This is a genomic window from Cryptosporangium phraense, assembly GCF_006912135.1.
In the GTDB taxonomy this organism is placed as follows: Bacteria; Actinomycetota; Actinomycetes; order Mycobacteriales; family Cryptosporangiaceae; genus Cryptosporangium; species Cryptosporangium phraense.
In genome coordinates this window covers 1-15,707 of record NZ_VIRS01000040.1, presented here as the reverse complement: position 1 = coordinate 15,707, position 15,707 = coordinate 1, and the positions used below count along the sequence as shown (strand labels likewise).

The window sequence follows — 15,707 nt, the reverse complement described above, 5'->3', positions numbered from 1 at the left end:
ACGGTAAGCTTGACAACATGGTGTCCATCCTGCGGAGCACGCCGGCCACTGCCCTCACGTCCGCCTTGTCGGAACGCGTCCTGGTTTCGGACGGAGCGATGGGCACGATGCTCCAGGCCGCGGACTTGACCCTCGACGATTTCGAAGGGCTCGAAGGCTGTAACGAGGTCCTCAACGCGACCCGCCCGGACGTCGTCAAGAGCATCCACGAGGCCTACTTCGCCGCGGGCGCCGACCTGGTCGAGACCAACACGTTCGGCGGCAACCTGGCCAACTTCGCCGAGTACGACATCGTCGATCGGATCTTCGAGCTCAACGAGAAGGGCGCCCGTCTGGCCCGCGAGGTCGCCGACGGCTTCACCGACCGCCCCCGGTTCGTGCTCGGCTCGGTCGGCCCCGGCACCAAGCTGCCGACGCTCGGCCACGCGCCCTACGCCACCCTCCGCGACGCGTTCCAGCTCCAGGCCGAGGGCCTCATCGCCGGCGGCGCCGACGCGATCATCGTCGAGACCTGCCAGGACCTGCTCCAGGCCAAGGCCGCGATCATCGGCGCCAAGCGGGCGATGGCCAAGACGAACAAGACCATCCCGCTCATCTGCCACGTCACCGTCGAGACGACCGGCACGATGCTCCTCGGCTCCGAGATCGGCGCGGCCGTCACCGCGCTCGAGCCGCTCGGCATCGACTACCTCGGCCTCAACTGCGCCACCGGCCCGGCCGAGATGAGCGAGCACCTCCGCTACCTCTCCCAGCACGCCCGCGCCGGCCTGTCCGTGATGCCGAACGCCGGCCTGCCCGAGCTCGGCCCCAACGGCGCCGTCTACCCGCTCCAGCCGGCCGAACTCGCCGACGCGTTGGAACGGTTCGTCACCGAGTACGGCGCCCGCCTGGTCGGTGGCTGCTGCGGCACCACCCCGGAGCACATCCGCCAGGTCAAGCTGGCCGTCGAGAACCTCACCCCCGCCGAGCCCGCCAAGGAAACCGACCCGGCCGTCGCGTCGATCTACCAGTCGGTCCCGTTCCAGCAGGACGCCAGCGCGCTGATGATCGGCGAGCGCACCAACGCCAACGGCTCGAAGAAGTTCCGCGAGGCCATGCTCGACGGACGCTGGCAGGACTGCGTCGAGATCGCCCGCGAGGCCACCCGCGACGGTTCCCACCTGATCGACCTCTGCGTCGACTACGTCGGCCGCAAGGGCGCCGTCGACATGCGGGAGCTCGCCGGTCGCTTCGCGACCGCCTCCACGCTGCCGATCATGCTCGACTCCACCGAGGTCGACGTCATCGAGGCCGGCCTGGAGTCGCTCGGTGGCCGCTCGATCGTCAACTCGGTCAACTTCGAGGACGGCGACGGCCCGGAGTCCCGCTACGCCCGCATCATGCCGATCATCCGTGAGCACGGCGCGGCGGTCGTGGCCCTCACGATCGACGAGGAGGGCCAGGCCCGCACGGCCGAGCACAAGGTCCGCATCGCCGAGCGCCTGATCGACGACCTCACTCGGAACTGGGGCATGGCCGAGTCCGACATCGTGGTCGACACGCTCACGTTCACGATCGCCACCGGCCAGGAGGAGAGCCGCCGCGACGGCCTGGAGACCATCGAGGCGATCCGCCTGCTCAAGCAGCGGCACCCCGAGGTCCAGACCACGCTCGGCCTGTCGAACATCTCGTTCGGGCTCAACCCGGCCGCCCGCCAGGTCCTCAACTCGGTCTTCCTGCACGAATGCCGCGAGGCCGGGCTCGACTCGGCGATCGTCCACGCCAGCAAGATCCTGCCGATCAGCAAGATCCAGGAGGAGCAGCGCGAGACCGCGCTGGACCTCATCTACGACCGCCGGCGCGAGGGTTACGACCCGCTGCAGCGTCTGCTGGAGCTCTTCGAGGGCGTCGACGCGAAGTCGACGAGCGCGTCCCGCGCCGAGGAACTCGCGGCTCTGCCGCTCGACGAACGCCTCCAGCGACGGATCGTCGACGGCGAGCGCAACGGCCTGGAAGCCGATCTGGACGCTTCGCTGCAGGAGAAGTCGGCGCTCCAGATCATCAACGAGACGCTGCTCGCGGGCATGAAGACGGTGGGCGAGCTGTTCGGCGCCGGCCAGATGCAGCTGCCGTTCGTCCTGCAGAGCGCCGAGGTCATGAAGACCGCGGTGGCCTACCTCGAGCCGCACATGGAGAAGAGCGAGGACGACGAGGGCAAGGGCACGATCGTGCTGGCCACGGTGAAGGGCGACGTCCACGACATCGGCAAGAACCTCGTCGACATCATCCTGAGCAACAACGGCTACAACGTCGTCAACATCGGCATCAAGCAGCCGGTGAACGCGATCCTCGACGCGGCCGAGGAGCACAAGGCCGACGTCATCGGGATGTCCGGCCTGCTGGTCAAGTCGACGGTCGTCATGAAGGACAACCTCGAGGAGATGAACACGCGCGGCGTCGCCGCGCGCTGGCCGGTGCTGCTCGGCGGGGCCGCGCTCACCCGCGCCTACGTCGAGAACGACCTGGCCGAGATGTACGCGGGCGACGTGCGGTACGCGCGCGACGCGTTCGAAGGCCTCCGGCTCATGGACGCTCTGATGCTCGCCAAGCGCGGCGGCGTCGCACCGGCCGACTCGGAGGAGCAGGCGCGCAAGGCGGCCGAGCGGAAGGCCCGCCACGAGCGCTCGGCCCGCATAGCGGCCGAGCGGAAGGCGAAGGCCGGCCCGGAGATCTCGGTCGACGACGAGAGCGTGCGTTCGGACGTGGCGACCGACAACCCGGTGCCGGCCCCGCCGTTCTGGGGCGACCGGGTGGTCAAGGGCATCCCGCTGGCCGACTACGCCGGGCTGCTCGACGAGCGGGCCACGTTCCTCGGCCAGTGGGGCCTGCGCGGGGCCCGCGGCGGGCAGGGACCGTCCTACGAGGAGCTGGTGGAGACCGAGGGCCGGCCGCGGCTGCGGTACTGGCTCGACCGGCTGCTCGCCGACAAGGTGCTCGAGGCCGCGGTGGTCTACGGCTACTTCCCGGCGGTGTCCGAGGGCAACCAGCTGCTGGTGCTCTCCTCCGACGATCCGGCCTCGGCCGAGCGCGTCCGCTTCCGCTTCCCGCGCCAGGTGCGCGACCGCCGTCTCTGTCTGTCCGACTTCTTCCGGTCCCGGTCCGCCGCGGCCGACGAGGGACGGGCCGACGTCGTCGCGTTCCAGGTCGTGACGATGGGCAACCGGATCGCCGAGTACGCGAACGAGCTGTTCGCGGCCAACAAGTACCGCGAGTACCTCGAGGTGCACGGGCTGTCGGTGCAGCTCACCGAGGCGCTGGCCGAGTACTGGCACCAGCGGGTGCGGTCCGAGCTCGGGTTCGGCGACCAGGACCCGTCGAAGGTGGAGGACTTCTTCGACCTGCAGTACCGGGGCGCCCGGTACTCGTTCGGGTACCCGGCCTGCCCCGACCTCGAACAGCAGGAGCAGCTGTTCGAGCTGGTGAAGCCGCACCAGATCGGGGTCAAGCTGTCCGAGGAGTTCCAGCTCCACCCGGAGCAGTCCACGTCGGCGATCGTCGTGCACCACCCCGAAGCGAAATACTTCGCGGCCCGATGAGCGACCTGCCCGCCGGCGTCCTGTTCGACATGGACGGGACGCTGTTCGACAGCGAGAAGCTCTGGGACGTCGGTCTCGAGGAGCTGGCGCACCATCTCGGCGGCGAGCTGTCGCAGGCCGCCCGCACGACGATGATCGGTGCGCCGCTCGCGATGTCGATGGAGATCCTGCACGCCGACCTGGGGCGGCCCGACCTCGACATCGCGACCAGCGGCGCGTGGCTCGAGGACTACATGCGCGAGCTGTTCCGGACCGCGCTGGTCTGGCGGCCGGGCGCGCGCGAGTTGCTGGCCGAGGTGCGGTCGGCCGGGATCCCGGCCGCGTTGGTCACCGCGACCCGGCGGAACCTGGTCGAGGTCGCGCTCGACACGCTCGGACGCGAGAACTTCGACGCGATCGTGTGCGGCGACGAGGTGGAGCACTCCAAGCCGCATCCGGAGCCGTATCTGCGGGCGGCTTCGTTGTTGGGGCTCGATGCCGGGGATTGCGTCGCGATCGAGGACTCGGTGAACGGCACGGCGTCGGCCGAGGCGGCGGGGTGTCCGGTGCTGGTGGTGCCGAGTGAGGCTCCGGTTCCGGCCGGGGCTCGGCGGGTGCAGCGGGAGTCGTTGGTGGGGGTTGGGTTGTCGGAGCTTGCCGCGGTACTCGCGGCAGTCGGCTGACCCGGCCGGCGCGGTCGGCCCGGTCGGCGCGGTCGGCCCCGGTCGGCGCGGTCGGCCCCGGCCGGCGTGGGTCGGCGGGTTGGGCCCGGTCGGCGTGGCCCGGTTGGCGCGGTCGGCCCGGTTGGCGCGGTCGGCCCGGTTGGCGCGGTCGGCCCGGTTGGCGCGGTCGGCCCGGTTGGCCCGGTCGGTGTGGCGAGGTCGGGTCCGGATTGTGCGTTCGAGCAATCGGTTCGCGATGGTCGCGGAGCCGGCTAGGCCGAGAGGGATCGACTCCGGCGTCGAGTGCGCCGGCTGTGGTTCGGTGCTCGGCGCAATGAGCCCTGGGCCGGCGCCGAGTGGGCAGGGTGGGTTCGGGTCGAGCGTGGTGGGCCTGGGCTGGAGATGAGCGCGGTGGGTCCGCGGAGCTGGCGGCGAGTGCGGTGGGCGCGGATCGGCGCCGGGAGCGGGCTTGGGCCAGGAGTCGAGTGCAGCGGGCCCGGAAGCTCGCGTTGCGCGGTGGCCTCGGAGGCACTCACGACATGCGGTGGCCTCGAGGGCACTCACGACATACGGCATCCCGGGGTTCGGCGCCGCCTGTGGTGGGTGCCCGGTCGGGGGTGCGCGGTCGGGGGTGCGCGGGTGATGGAGTTGCCGGCCGGTGCGGCGGTCCACGACTCGCACCGGGCGCGGTACGCCTTCGCGGGCGGAGCGCGGCCGCGCTGAGCCGCGCCTCGGACAGTGCGATCGCCGAGGGTGGGCGGTTGACTGAGATCGGCTGGGCAGATGGTCGGCGCCCAGCGCTCGGAGGCCCGCGCAGGAGCTCGTGAGCATCGCCGGGCGACTTTTGTTGCCGAGCGCGGTGGCTCGTGTTCGCGCACGAGCACCAGGAGTGGCACTCGCCCGCCGCCTGGGGGCGGACGCCCCGGTGTGGGGCGCACGGTGGGTGGCAGCGCGACCACCTCTTCCACCGTCGCAGCGATGAGCACCGGGCCGCAGCGGGAGCGGCGGAGTCGGGGGAGAGCGCACTCAGGGGGCGGGGAAGGTTTACAGTGCCCCGCGGGCCGGGTGCGGCCGGTGACGGTCAGAGTGGCTACGGGGAGTCGTGATGCAACCTCAGGAGTACGGCGGTCAGGCGCCCTTACCGGGCGGGACCCCGGCTTACGGGCAGGCGGTGTCGGCGCCGCCGCAGGCGGGGTATGCGCCTCCGGTCAGTGCGGCTCCTCAGCAGGGGTTCGCTCCGCCGGTGAGTTCGGGTCCGGCGCAGCAGTGGGGGGCTCAGCCTGGCTATGCGCCTCAGCCTGGTTACGGGCCTCCTTCGGGATACGGTGGCCAGCCCGGGTACGGCGGCCCGGGGCAGGCTGCGCAACCCGGCTACGGTCAGCCCGCGTACGGCCAACCCGCCGGCCACCCCGGCCAGCCCGGATACGGCGCCCAGTCGGCCTACGGTGCTCAGCCCGCCTACGGCGGCCAGCCTGGTCCGGGCGCCCAGCCCGGGTACGGCGCCCAGCCGGCCTACGGTGCTCAGCCCAGCTACAGTGCTCAGCCCACCTACGGTGCGCAGCCCGCCTACGGCGGCCAGCCTGGTCCGAGCGGCCAGCCCGGGTACGGCGGCCAGCCCGCCTACGGTGCTCAGCCCGCCTACGGTGCGCAGCCCGGCTACGGCGGCCAACCCGGTCCGAGCGGCCAGCCTGGCATCGGCGGGCAGCCTGGCTATGGTGTTCAGTCGGGCTACGGCGGCCAGGCCGGTCATGGGGCCCCGTCCAGCCCGGGCTACCCCACCGCGCCCGGCCACCCCGGCCCGCACGGATTCGCCGCGGGCGGGGCGGCTCCGGCCTCCGTCGGGCTGTGGGAGCGGCCCGGCACCAAGCTCGTCGTCGGCAGCGCCGTGCTGCTCGTCGTCGGCATCATCCTGACGATCGTGACGTACGCGATCGCCGACCCGGGCGGCCACTTCATCGTCGCCACCGGCCCGATGATCTTCGGCTTCATCGGCATCATCCGCGGCCTCATCCGGATGGCGAAAGGCTGACCTGCTGTCCCCACACCGGCCCGCCGGGCGTAGGCATGAAGGTCTTGACGGAAACCCGACAGCCTAGGGTTCAGTCTCATTTGCCCTAAGGGGCTACATTCGCTCCCACGGTGCGGCAGAGACCATCGCCGCCCGAGCTTCGGGAGTGACGGCCTCGAGGGCCGAACTCCCCGCGGACGCGCTGCCGGGCGGCGCGCTCCGGCGGGCCGCGTTCCGGCGGCCCGGTCACGTGCGGCCGCACATGGGCCGCGGACCGCCACAGACCGTCGCGGGAGTTCACGGGGAAATGAAGCGACACACACGCGAAGAGTTCTACGTCCTGGGCGAGGGGATCCTGTCCCAAGAGGACGGCAAACCGGCCTGCCACCGACCGTCCACAGCGGCCTCGCTGCGGAAGTTCCGGTTCTCGCGGTTAGGTCCGCAGGGCGAGGCCACCAGCCCGAGCCTGATCGGCAAGCTCGCCTCGGCGATGACCGCCGGGCCCGAGCCGGGCGACGACCAGACCGCGAACCGGATCCCGGCCGGGTACACCTACCTGGGCCAGTTCGTCGACCACGACCTGACGATGGACGTCACCCGGGCCGCGCTCGGCACCGACGTGAGCGTCGACGAGCTGCTGCAGGGCCGGTCGCCGGCGCTCGACCTGGACTCGGTGTACGGGCGCGGGCCCGACTCGGCCGACCGGATCTTCTACGACTCGGACGGCGTCCGGCTGAAGATGGGCGGCACCGAGCCGGCACCGTTCCCGGGCACGGGTCTGCCGCTGGACGACTTCGACCTGCCCCGGCACGGGATCGGGTCGACGCACCGGGAGCGGCGCGCGCCGCTGATCCCGGACGAGCGCAACGACGAGAACCTCATCGTCGCGCAGACGCACCTGGCGTTCCTGCGCTTCCACAACACGGTGGTCCGGGACCTGGCGTCGGGCGGGATCTCGCTCGACCGGCTGTTCGGGATGGCCCGCGAGCGGGTCGTGAAGCACTACCAGTGGATGCTGCGCACGGACTTCCTGCCCCGGGTGGTGGACGCGGCGATCGTCGACGACGTGTTCACCAACGGTCGCAAGTTCTTCGAGGTCCCCGGAGAAGGGTCCATCCCCGGTGACCGGCCGACGATGCCGATCGAGTTCTCGGTCGCGGCCTACCGGTTCGGCCACAGCATGATCCGGCCGAGCTATCAGTGGAATCGGCTGTTCCGCGCCGGCGGGGTGACCCCGGCGTCGCTGTTCCTGCTGTTCGTCTTCACCGGGATGAACGGCAACTTCGACCCGGGCGCGACGCTGGCCGACCTCGACGACCCGAACTCCGGGACGCTCGACCGGCTGCCGACGAGCTGGATCGCCGACTTCCGTCGGCTGTACGACTTCGGCAAGCCCGAGCTCACCGCGCCGGACGGCGAGCTCAACCTGGCCCGGCCGATCGACACGCTGCTGGTCGACCCGCTGTCCAAGCTGCCGTCGGGCGCGTTCGGCCAGCGCGGGGCCGGCCCGGTCGCGCCGATCGAGCGCAACCTCGCGTTCCGCAACCTGATGCGGGGCACGATGGTGAAGCTCGGCTCCGGCCAGCAGCTGGCCGCGCTGCTCGGCGTCGAGGCGCTCAAGCCCGACGACCTGCGCACCGGCAACGGCGGCGCGGTGCTCAGCGGGCTCAGCCCGGAGGAGGACGCCGAGCTGACCACCCGCACCCCGCTCTGGTTCTACGTGTTGCGGGAGTCGGAGATGAACGGCGGGCGGCTCACCGGGGTCGGCGGCCGGATCGTGGCCGAGGTGTTCCATCGGGCGATGGAGGGCAGCCGGTACTCGATCGTGCGGGACCCGTTCTGGCGGCCGTCGCTCGGCCCCAACCCGGGTCAGTTCACGATGACCGACCTGCTGCGCTACGCGTCCGACGATCGTCCCGAGCTGCTCAACCCGCTCGGCGACTGAGGGAGCGGCGGCCGTCCGGGCGCGAGGGGTGCGCGGACGGCCGCCGTCGACAATTGGTTCGCCGGGCCCTCGCGGGCCCGCTAGCCTCGGCGCCATGATCAACTCGATTCGGCTGCGCACCGCCTGACGGCGGTGCTGCCTGCGTAGTGCCAAGGCGGTCCGCCGTCGACGGAGCCCTCTGTTCCGACGATGTGCAGGACGTCGAATCGTGTCTTCTCGTTGTGCCGGCCCGCATGAACTGGGCCAGAACTTTCTTTCCGACGTGTCGACCGCGGCGAAGATCGCGGGGTTGGTTCCGTCCGGGGCCGGGCGGGTCGTCGAGCTCGGCGCGGGCGCCGGTGCGCTGACCGCGGCGCTGGTCGCGGCCGGTCACCGGGTGACCGCGGTCGAGCTCGACCCGCGCCGGGCGGCGGCGCTGCGCCGGCGGCTCGGGCCGGTCGACGTCGTCTGCGGCGACATGCTGCGCTTCCGGGCGGACGGGCCGCACTCGGTCGTGTCGAACGTGCCGTTCGGGATCACGACGCCGCTGCTGCGGCACCTGCTGGGGCAACGGGCCTGGGACACCGCGGTGCTGCTCGTCCAGTGGGAGGTCGCGCGCAAGCGCGCGGCCGTCGGCCGGACGACGCTGCTCACCGCGTCCTGGTGGCCCTGGTACACGTTCACGTTGGCCGGACGCGTCCCCGCGCGCTCGTTCCGGCCGGTGCCGTCGGTCGACGGCGGGATCCTGGTGCTTCAGCGGCGACCCGAGCCGCTGGTCGAGCCGGGGGAGCGGGCGGGGTACCAGGCGCTGGTCCGGCGGGCCTTCACCGCCCGCGGGGGGTTGCCGGGCGCGGTGGGCGTCCGCCGCCTGCGTGCGGTCGGCATTCCGCCGGACGCGGTCCCCGGGCGCCTCTCCGCCCACCAGTGGGCCGCGCTGCACGGCTAGGGGGTCGTCACACGTCTCGTGCCGACGATGGATCAACCGGGTGATGCTCGAGGGCGAGTGCTGACCCGACCCGAGACGGACGACGGCCGGGCGGAACTCTGTGCCCTGAAAGGGGGAATTCCGCCCGGCCGTCGCGTCGTACCGGTAGCTAGACCTACTCGTAAGAAATAGCCGCCAGCACGTTCAGCCGGGCCGCGCGCAGCGCCGGCAGCAGCGCGGCGATCACCCCGACGAACACCGAGAGCACCAGGTAGGTGCCCATCTGACCCCACGGCAGCGCGAACTGCCCGAGGCCCTGATCCTTGAGCGCCTGCACGACCGCGGCACCCAGGCCGACGCCGACCACGATGCCCAGCAGCGCGCCGAACACCGAGATCACCACCGACTCGACGGTGATCATCCGGGTGGTCTGCGACCGTCGCAGGCCGATCGCCCGCAGCAGCCCCAGCTCACGCGTCCGCTCGATCACCGACAGCGCGAGCGTGTTCACGATGCCGAGGATCGCGATCAGGATCGCCAGCGCCAGCAGGATCTGCACGAAGATCAGGATCGTGTCGAACTGGCTGGTGATCTGATCGACGAACGCGCTCTGGTTCTGCACGGTGACCTCGGGGCTGTCCACGAGCAGCTTCGAGATCTCGTTCTCGACCGTCGTCACGTCGGCCCCGTCGTCGACCTTGATGAAGGCCTGGGATGGCTGAGCGATCTGGAAGTTCTTCGCCGCGTCGTCGGAGGACATGAAGCCGTTGACGGCATCGCTGTGCTCGTAGATGCCGCTGATCCGGTACGACTCGGGGCCGCCGCGCGCCTGCTGGACCTGGACCGAGTCACCGACCTCGAGCTTCTGGTCCTTCGCGGTGTCCTCGTCCACGATCAGCTGGTTGGGACCGACCTGGTCGATGTTCCCGGACTTGGCCTTCAGGCCGAGCGTGTCCTTCGTCGCCGTCGCGTCGGTCATCGCGGCCAGGTAGCTGTTCCGGTCGTTGATCCTCGCTGGGCCGACGTAGAACGCGGCAACCTCCTTGACGCCCTCGGCCTGCTCCATCTTCTCCAGCGTGGCGACGTCGAACGTCGGCGGTTGGGCGCTGGTCTGCTGGCCGGAGACGATCAGCTCGGCGTGGATCTGCTCGCCGATCGCGGTCTCGACGCTCTTGCTGGCCGACGCGAGCACCGTGCTGACGCCGGTGACCAGCGCGATGCTGACCATCAGCGCGGCCGCGGTGATCGCGGTGCGCCGCGGGTTGCGGGCCGAGTTGCGCCGGCCCAGCTGCCCCGGCACCGACCAGGCGAAGATCCGCCCGAGCAGCCCGACGATCGGCCGGCTGATGATCGGCGTCAGCAGCGCGACGCCGATGAACACGCCGACGACGCCGCCGAGCAGGCCCCAGAGCGAGCCGTCCGCGTCGGAGAACAGGCCCCAGGCCATGATCGCGCCGCCGAGCACGAAGATCGAGCCACCGACGATCGTGATGCCGGTGAGCGGCTTGTCGGGCGTCGCGGCGTCGCGCATCGCGGCGATCGGCGGGATGCGCGAGGCCCGGATCGCCGGGAACAGCGCGGCGATCAGCGTGACGCCGACCCCGACGGCGAACGACGCGATGACCGCCGAGATCGGGATCGAGAGCTGCAGGTCGATGTTCGCGCCACCGAAGTTGCTGAACACCGAGCCCAGGATCGCGCCGATGCCGATCCCGACGCCGAGACCCACGATCGACGCGACCAGACCGATCACCAGCGCCTCGAACAGCACCGACCGGATGACCTGGCCCCGGGCCGCGCCCATGGCCCGGAACAGCGCGAGCTCCCGGGTGCGCTGGGCGACCAGCATCGAGAACGTGTTCAGGATCAGGAAGATGCCGACGAACAGCGCGACCCCGGCGAAGCCCAGGAAGATGTAGTTGACGAAGTTCAGCGCCTGCTGGATGTCTTTGGAGTTCTGCTCGTTGACCTCGTCGCGCGTCTGCACGATGTAGTCGCTGCCGAGCGTGCCCTCCAGCGTCTTCTTCAGCTCGGTCTGGCTGACGCCCTGGTCGGCGACGACCTGCATGTCGGTGTACACGTCGCGCTGCCCGAGCATCAGGTCCTGCGCGACCGGCAGCGTGAACGCGACGACCTGCGAGCCGCCGAGCGTGTCGCGGTCACCGCTGTAACCGAAGATGCCGACGAGCTTGAACTCCTTCTTCGGCTGCAACGTCAGCACGCCGACCGTGTCGCCGACCTTGAAGCCGAGCGACTTGGCCATCGCCGCGTCGATCGCGATCTCGTCGTCGGCGGTCGGGCCGCGGCCCTGGCGCAGCTGGATCAGGTCGTCCTCGCCGCTCCAGTTGCTGCCGAAGCGCGGCGCGAACGACGGCGCGACCTTGCCGTTGCTCCCGATCACCCGGGCGCCGTCGGCGAACACGTTCGCGGTGACCTTGGAGACCCCGGGTGCGCTCTCGACCTTCGGCACCTCGGAGGCCGGGATCGTCGCGGTGACGCCCTCGTTGGTGTCGCCGCCGTTGTCGAGCTTCGGCTTGGCCGTGACCTGGACGTCGATGTTCTTGTTGATGCCGGCGAACATCGCGTCGTACGACTTCGCCATCGACGAGGTCATGACGATCGAGCCCGCGACGAACATCACGCCGAGGACCACGGCGAACGCGGACAGCGCCAGCCGAAGCTTCCTCGACAGCAGGCTCTTGACGGTAGCGCGGAACATCAGGCGACCCCGAACGTGTCCAGCGTCTTCATCTTCTCGAGCACCCGGTCGCTGGTGGGCTCGAAGATCTCGTCGACGATCTGGCCGTCGGCGAGGAAGACGACGCGGTCGGCATAGGACGCCGCGCCCGGGTCGTGCGTCACCATCACGATCGTCTGCCCGAAGTCGCGGACCGAGTTCTGCAGGAACTGCAGAACCTCGGCGCCCGACCGGGAGTCGAGGTTGCCGGTCGGCTCGTCGGCGAAGACGACGTCCGGCTTGGACACCAGGGCCCGGGCACAGGCCACGCGCTGCTGCTGACCGCCGGAGAGCTGGGTGGGCCGGTGCTTGAGCCGGTCGCCGAGGCCGACGGTCTTGATCACCGTGGCCATCCACTCCGGATCCGGCTTCCGCTTGCCGATGTTCAGCGGCAGCGTGATGTTCTCCTCGGCGCTCAGCGTCGGCAGCAGGTTGAACTGCTGGAAGATGAAGCCGACCTTCTCCCGGCGGAGCAGGGTGAGTCCCTTGTCGCCGAGCGTGTCGACGCGGGTGTCGCCGATCCAGACCTCGCCGCGCGAGATCGAGTCGAGCCCGGCCAGGCAGTGCATCAGCGTCGACTTGCCGGAGCCGGAGGGCCCCATGATCGCGGTGAACTTGCCCCGCTCGAACTCGGCGCTGACGCCGGCGAGCGCGTTCACGCGAGTGTCCTCGGTGGTTCCGTAGACCTTCCAGACATCGACCGCCCGCGCGGCGGCATTGGTCCCGACCGCGTCGTTGGTCGATGAGTCGGTCATCGGCGTCGTCACAGCCCTCTCCGTCCCGTCATAACCCCGTGTGCTGGTGGTAGCCAGCCTCCACCCCAACGTAGGGGCAGGCTCAAGGCGTATTCGTCGTCACCCAGGTGGGTTCTGGCGTACGACCTAGGGGGGACGCGCACCCCTGATCCGCTCTCAGGGTTCCCCTGAGCTGTACTACTCCGGGATTACGACACTTTCGCGAGCGCGGCCAGGATCAGCGGTTCGACTGTCGGCTTCGTGACACCGAGGCCGGTCAGAACACCCCGACCGTCCTCGTTCTCGATCAACGCGAGCAGGACGTGCTCGGTTCCGACGTAGTTGTGACCGAGCCTCAGCGCCTCGCGGAACGTCAGCTCGAGGACCTTCCTGGCGTCGCCGTCGTAGGGGATGAGGTCCGGAACGTTTTCCGCGGGCGCGGACAGCGTCGGGGTCACTGCCGCGCGGACCGCCTCGGCGGTCGCGCCTCGCTCCGCGAGGACCTTGGCCGCGATCGCCTCCGGCTCCGCGAGCAGGCCGAGGAGGATGTGCGCCGGGGTGATCTCGACGTTGCCGGCCCGGCGCGCTTCCTCCTGGGACGCGACGACGGTGTTGCGCGCCCGCGGGGTGAAGCGGGTGAAGCCCGCGCCGGGGTCCAGGCCGGGGTCCTTGGGCACGAACCGTTTCTGGGCCGCCTGCTTGGTGACGCCCATGCTCCGGCCGATGTCGGTCCAGGAGGCGCCGGCCCGGCGGGCCTGGTCGACGAAGTGGCCGATCAGATGGTCCGCGGTCTCGCCGAGCGCGTCGGCGGTCAGCACCGCGGTCTGGAGCTGGTCGAGCGGGTTGTCGTGGACCTTCTTGATGCCGGCGATGAGCGAGTCGAGGCCGATCTCCGGCGGCAGCTGTGTCGTCATGGCGTCAACCCTAGGTTGACGCCACCGTAGTCGTCAACCTCAGGTTGACGGCCGGACGAGCCCGGTCTCGTAGGCCAGGATCACGGCCTGCACCCGGTCGCGGAGGCCGAGCTTGGTGAGCACGTGTCCCACGTGCGTCTTCACCGTCGTCTCGCTGACGAAGAGCTCGCGGGCGATCTCGCCGTTGGACCGGCCCCGGGCCATCAGCGTCAGCACCTCCTGCTCCCGGTCGGTCAGGACGGCCAGCGGACGACGACGGTCGACGGACGGGTCGGGCAGCCGGTCGGCGAACTGGGAGAGCAGTCGTCGCAGGATGCGCGGGGACACGACCGCGTCCCCGGCGGCCACCGTGCGGATCGCGGCGATCAGCTCCTCGGCCGGCACGTCCTTGGAGAGGAAACCGCTGGCCCCGGCGCGCAGCGCGCCGACCACGTACTCGTCGAGATCGAACGTCGTGAGGACGAGGACCCGGGCCGGCAGCCCGGCGGCGACGATCGCGCGGGTGGCGGCGACCCCGTCGAGCCGGGGCATGCGGATGTCCATGAGGACGACCTGGGGCAGCAGCCGCCGGGTCATCTCGATCGCTTCGACGCCGTCGCCGGCTTCGCCGATGACGTCCAGATCGTGCTCGGCGCCCAGGACCATGCGGAAGCCGGTGCGCAGCAGCGGCTGGTCGTCGGCCAGGAGGACCTGGATCCGTTTCGGTTCCCCCGCGTCGGTCACGCATGTCCTCCTGGGTCGTCCTGGACGGCGGAGCCGTCGGGGGGTAGATGGGCCTGGACGCGGAAGCCGCCGCCGGGGCGGGCACCGGTCCGCAACGTGCCACCGTAGAGGGCGACCCGTTCGCGCATTCCCACCAGGCCGTGCCCGAGGTGTTTCGTGCCGGGCAGCGGGGGCGTCGGACCGTGGCCGTCGTCGATCACCGAGACCCGGACGCCGTCGACCGCGAACTCCAGCGTGACCCGGGCGCTGGCCGCGTCGGCGTGCTTGAGCGCGTTGGTGAGCGCCTCCTGGACGACCCGGTAGATCGTCAGGTCGAGGCCCGGGTCGAGGTCGGGGGCGGTGCCCAGCACGATCAGGTCGACGGGCAGACCGGCCTCGCGGACCTGCTCGGCCAGCCGCTCGAGCCCGGCCACGCCCGGTTCCGGCGGTGGCTCGTCCGGCGCGTGCTCGTCGTCCGAGCGCAGGACGTCGAGCAGGCGGCGCATCTCCCGCAGGCTGGTGCGGCCGGTGTTCTCGATCGTGCGGAGTGCCTCGTCGGCGGCGTCGGGGTCGCGGCGCAGGGTGCGGCGGGCGCCGGTGGCCAGCACGCCCATGACGCTGACGTGGTGGGCGACCATGTCGTGCAGTTCCCGGGCGATCCGGCGTCGCTCGTCGAGGACGGCCTGCCGGGCGGCGGTCTCGCGGTTGAGCTCGGCCGCGCGGGCGCGCTCCTCGAGAGCGGCCGTGTACGCGCGCCGGGTGTAGACGGTCCGGCCCAGGAACAGGCAGGCGAGCAGCGCCAGGAGCCCGGCGGTGACGCTCGCGACGCGCGGCCCGCTCGGACCCGGCCCGACCAGCCCGACGGCGGCGCCGCACGCGCCGAGCGCCAGGGTCGAGAGGACGGCCTGCCGCAGCGGCGCCAGCGCGCCCCGCGTATAGGCCACGATCAGCGCCGCGACGGCCGCGACGCCCACGCCGGCCTCCCGCCACTCGCTGAGCAATAAGACGACGCAGACGAGGCCCACGGAGGTGACCGCAGCGACCCGCCGGAGCGCGATCGGGACGGCGCCCGCGAAGGCCAGCAGGAGGACCCAGGCCGGACCGCCGTCGGCGGCCAGCATCGAGGGCTCGATGGGACCGGCGACGATCGCGAAGAGCGCGAGGACGCCCGAGGCGAGTGCGGAGTCGACGCCGAGGCGGCGCCAGAGGCCGGTGGGGTCCGGTGAGGGACCCGGGTGGGTCGCGGGTGCTCGCCGGGGGAGGGGCATGGGTCGCATTATCGCGGGGTGTGGGGAGGCGTTCGGGCGAGGCGCGGTCTTCCCCGGAGCGAGGCGGCGGTGTGGTGCGGTGGCGGCGTTGTGCGTGTCGGTGGGTCGGAGGTCGCCGGAATGCGTATCGCTTCGGGCCTCGGGGGCAGTGCGAGCCCGTTCGGCCATGGCGCGGCGCGGTGGTGAGGGGTGAGCGGGGCCCAGTTGGTACATGGCTGGGACGGGACGCCACAGCGATCAGGTGATGGCACAGCCCAGCGGGGCGCGCCGGATGGCGCG

10 protein-coding genes are annotated in these 15,707 nt (G+C 71.2%); 5 read left to right on the top strand and 5 right to left on the bottom strand.

From position 1 onward, the window contains the following. Positions 1-17: 17 nt before the first annotated feature. From metH to erm, 5 genes are all read left to right on the top strand, one after another. Positions 18-3,575 (top strand): methionine synthase, encoded by a 3,558-nt coding sequence (gene metH / locus FL583_RS34545; protein WP_142709097.1) that lies wholly within the window; start codon positions 18-20, stop codon positions 3,573-3,575. Continuing rightward, positions 3,572-4,237 carry an HAD family hydrolase gene (locus FL583_RS34540; RefSeq protein WP_142709096.1) on the top strand — a complete coding sequence of 222 codons (666 nt, stop codon included), beginning with the start codon at positions 3,572-3,574 and terminating at the stop codon, positions 4,235-4,237. Before metH ends, FL583_RS34540 begins: the two co-directional genes overlap by 4 nt. 1,222 nt (positions 4,238-5,459) lie before the next feature. Further along, positions 5,460-6,245, top strand: coding sequence for a hypothetical protein (locus FL583_RS34535; RefSeq protein WP_205752726.1), 786 nt, complete (start codon positions 5,460-5,462; stop codon positions 6,243-6,245). 286 nt (positions 6,246-6,531) lie between these two features. After that, on the top strand, positions 6,532-8,169 hold the full coding sequence (locus FL583_RS34530) for a peroxidase family protein (RefSeq protein ID WP_142709094.1): 1,638 nt from the start codon (positions 6,532-6,534) through the stop codon (positions 8,167-8,169). A 208-nt stretch (positions 8,170-8,377) separates the two neighbouring features. Then, positions 8,378-9,094, top strand: coding sequence for a 23S ribosomal RNA methyltransferase Erm (gene erm / locus FL583_RS34525; RefSeq protein WP_142709093.1), 717 nt, complete (start codon positions 8,378-8,380; stop codon positions 9,092-9,094). A 154-nt stretch (positions 9,095-9,248) separates the two neighbouring features. On the opposite strand, the gene FL583_RS34520 is transcribed toward erm, so the two are convergent. The 5 genes from FL583_RS34520 to FL583_RS34500 all read right to left on the bottom strand — a co-directional run bounded on the left by FL583_RS34520 (position 9,249) and on the right by FL583_RS34500 (position 15,428). Then, positions 9,249-11,792 (bottom strand): ABC transporter permease, encoded by a 2,544-nt coding sequence (locus FL583_RS34520; RefSeq protein WP_142709092.1) that lies wholly within the window; start codon positions 11,790-11,792, stop codon positions 9,249-9,251. After that, positions 11,792-12,565: an ABC transporter ATP-binding protein gene (locus FL583_RS34515; protein WP_142709133.1), complete on the bottom strand. Its 774-nt coding sequence runs from the start codon at positions 12,563-12,565 to the stop codon at positions 11,792-11,794. Before FL583_RS34515 ends, FL583_RS34520 begins: the two co-directional genes overlap by 1 nt. 188 nt (positions 12,566-12,753) lie before the next feature. Next, positions 12,754-13,458, bottom strand: coding sequence for a Clp protease N-terminal domain-containing protein (locus FL583_RS34510; RefSeq protein ID WP_142709091.1), 705 nt, complete (start codon positions 13,456-13,458; stop codon positions 12,754-12,756). Positions 13,459-13,497: 39 nt separating this feature from the next. Continuing rightward, a complete protein-coding gene (locus tag FL583_RS34505; RefSeq protein ID WP_142709090.1) occupies positions 13,498-14,181 on the bottom strand; it encodes a response regulator in 684 nt (227 codons plus the stop codon). Continuing rightward, on the bottom strand, positions 14,178-15,428 hold the full coding sequence (locus tag FL583_RS34500; RefSeq protein WP_205752725.1) for a sensor histidine kinase: 1,251 nt from the start codon (positions 15,426-15,428) through the stop codon (positions 14,178-14,180). The genes FL583_RS34505 and FL583_RS34500 overlap by 4 nt, the downstream gene beginning before the upstream one ends. Positions 15,429-15,707: the final 279 nt, after the last annotated feature.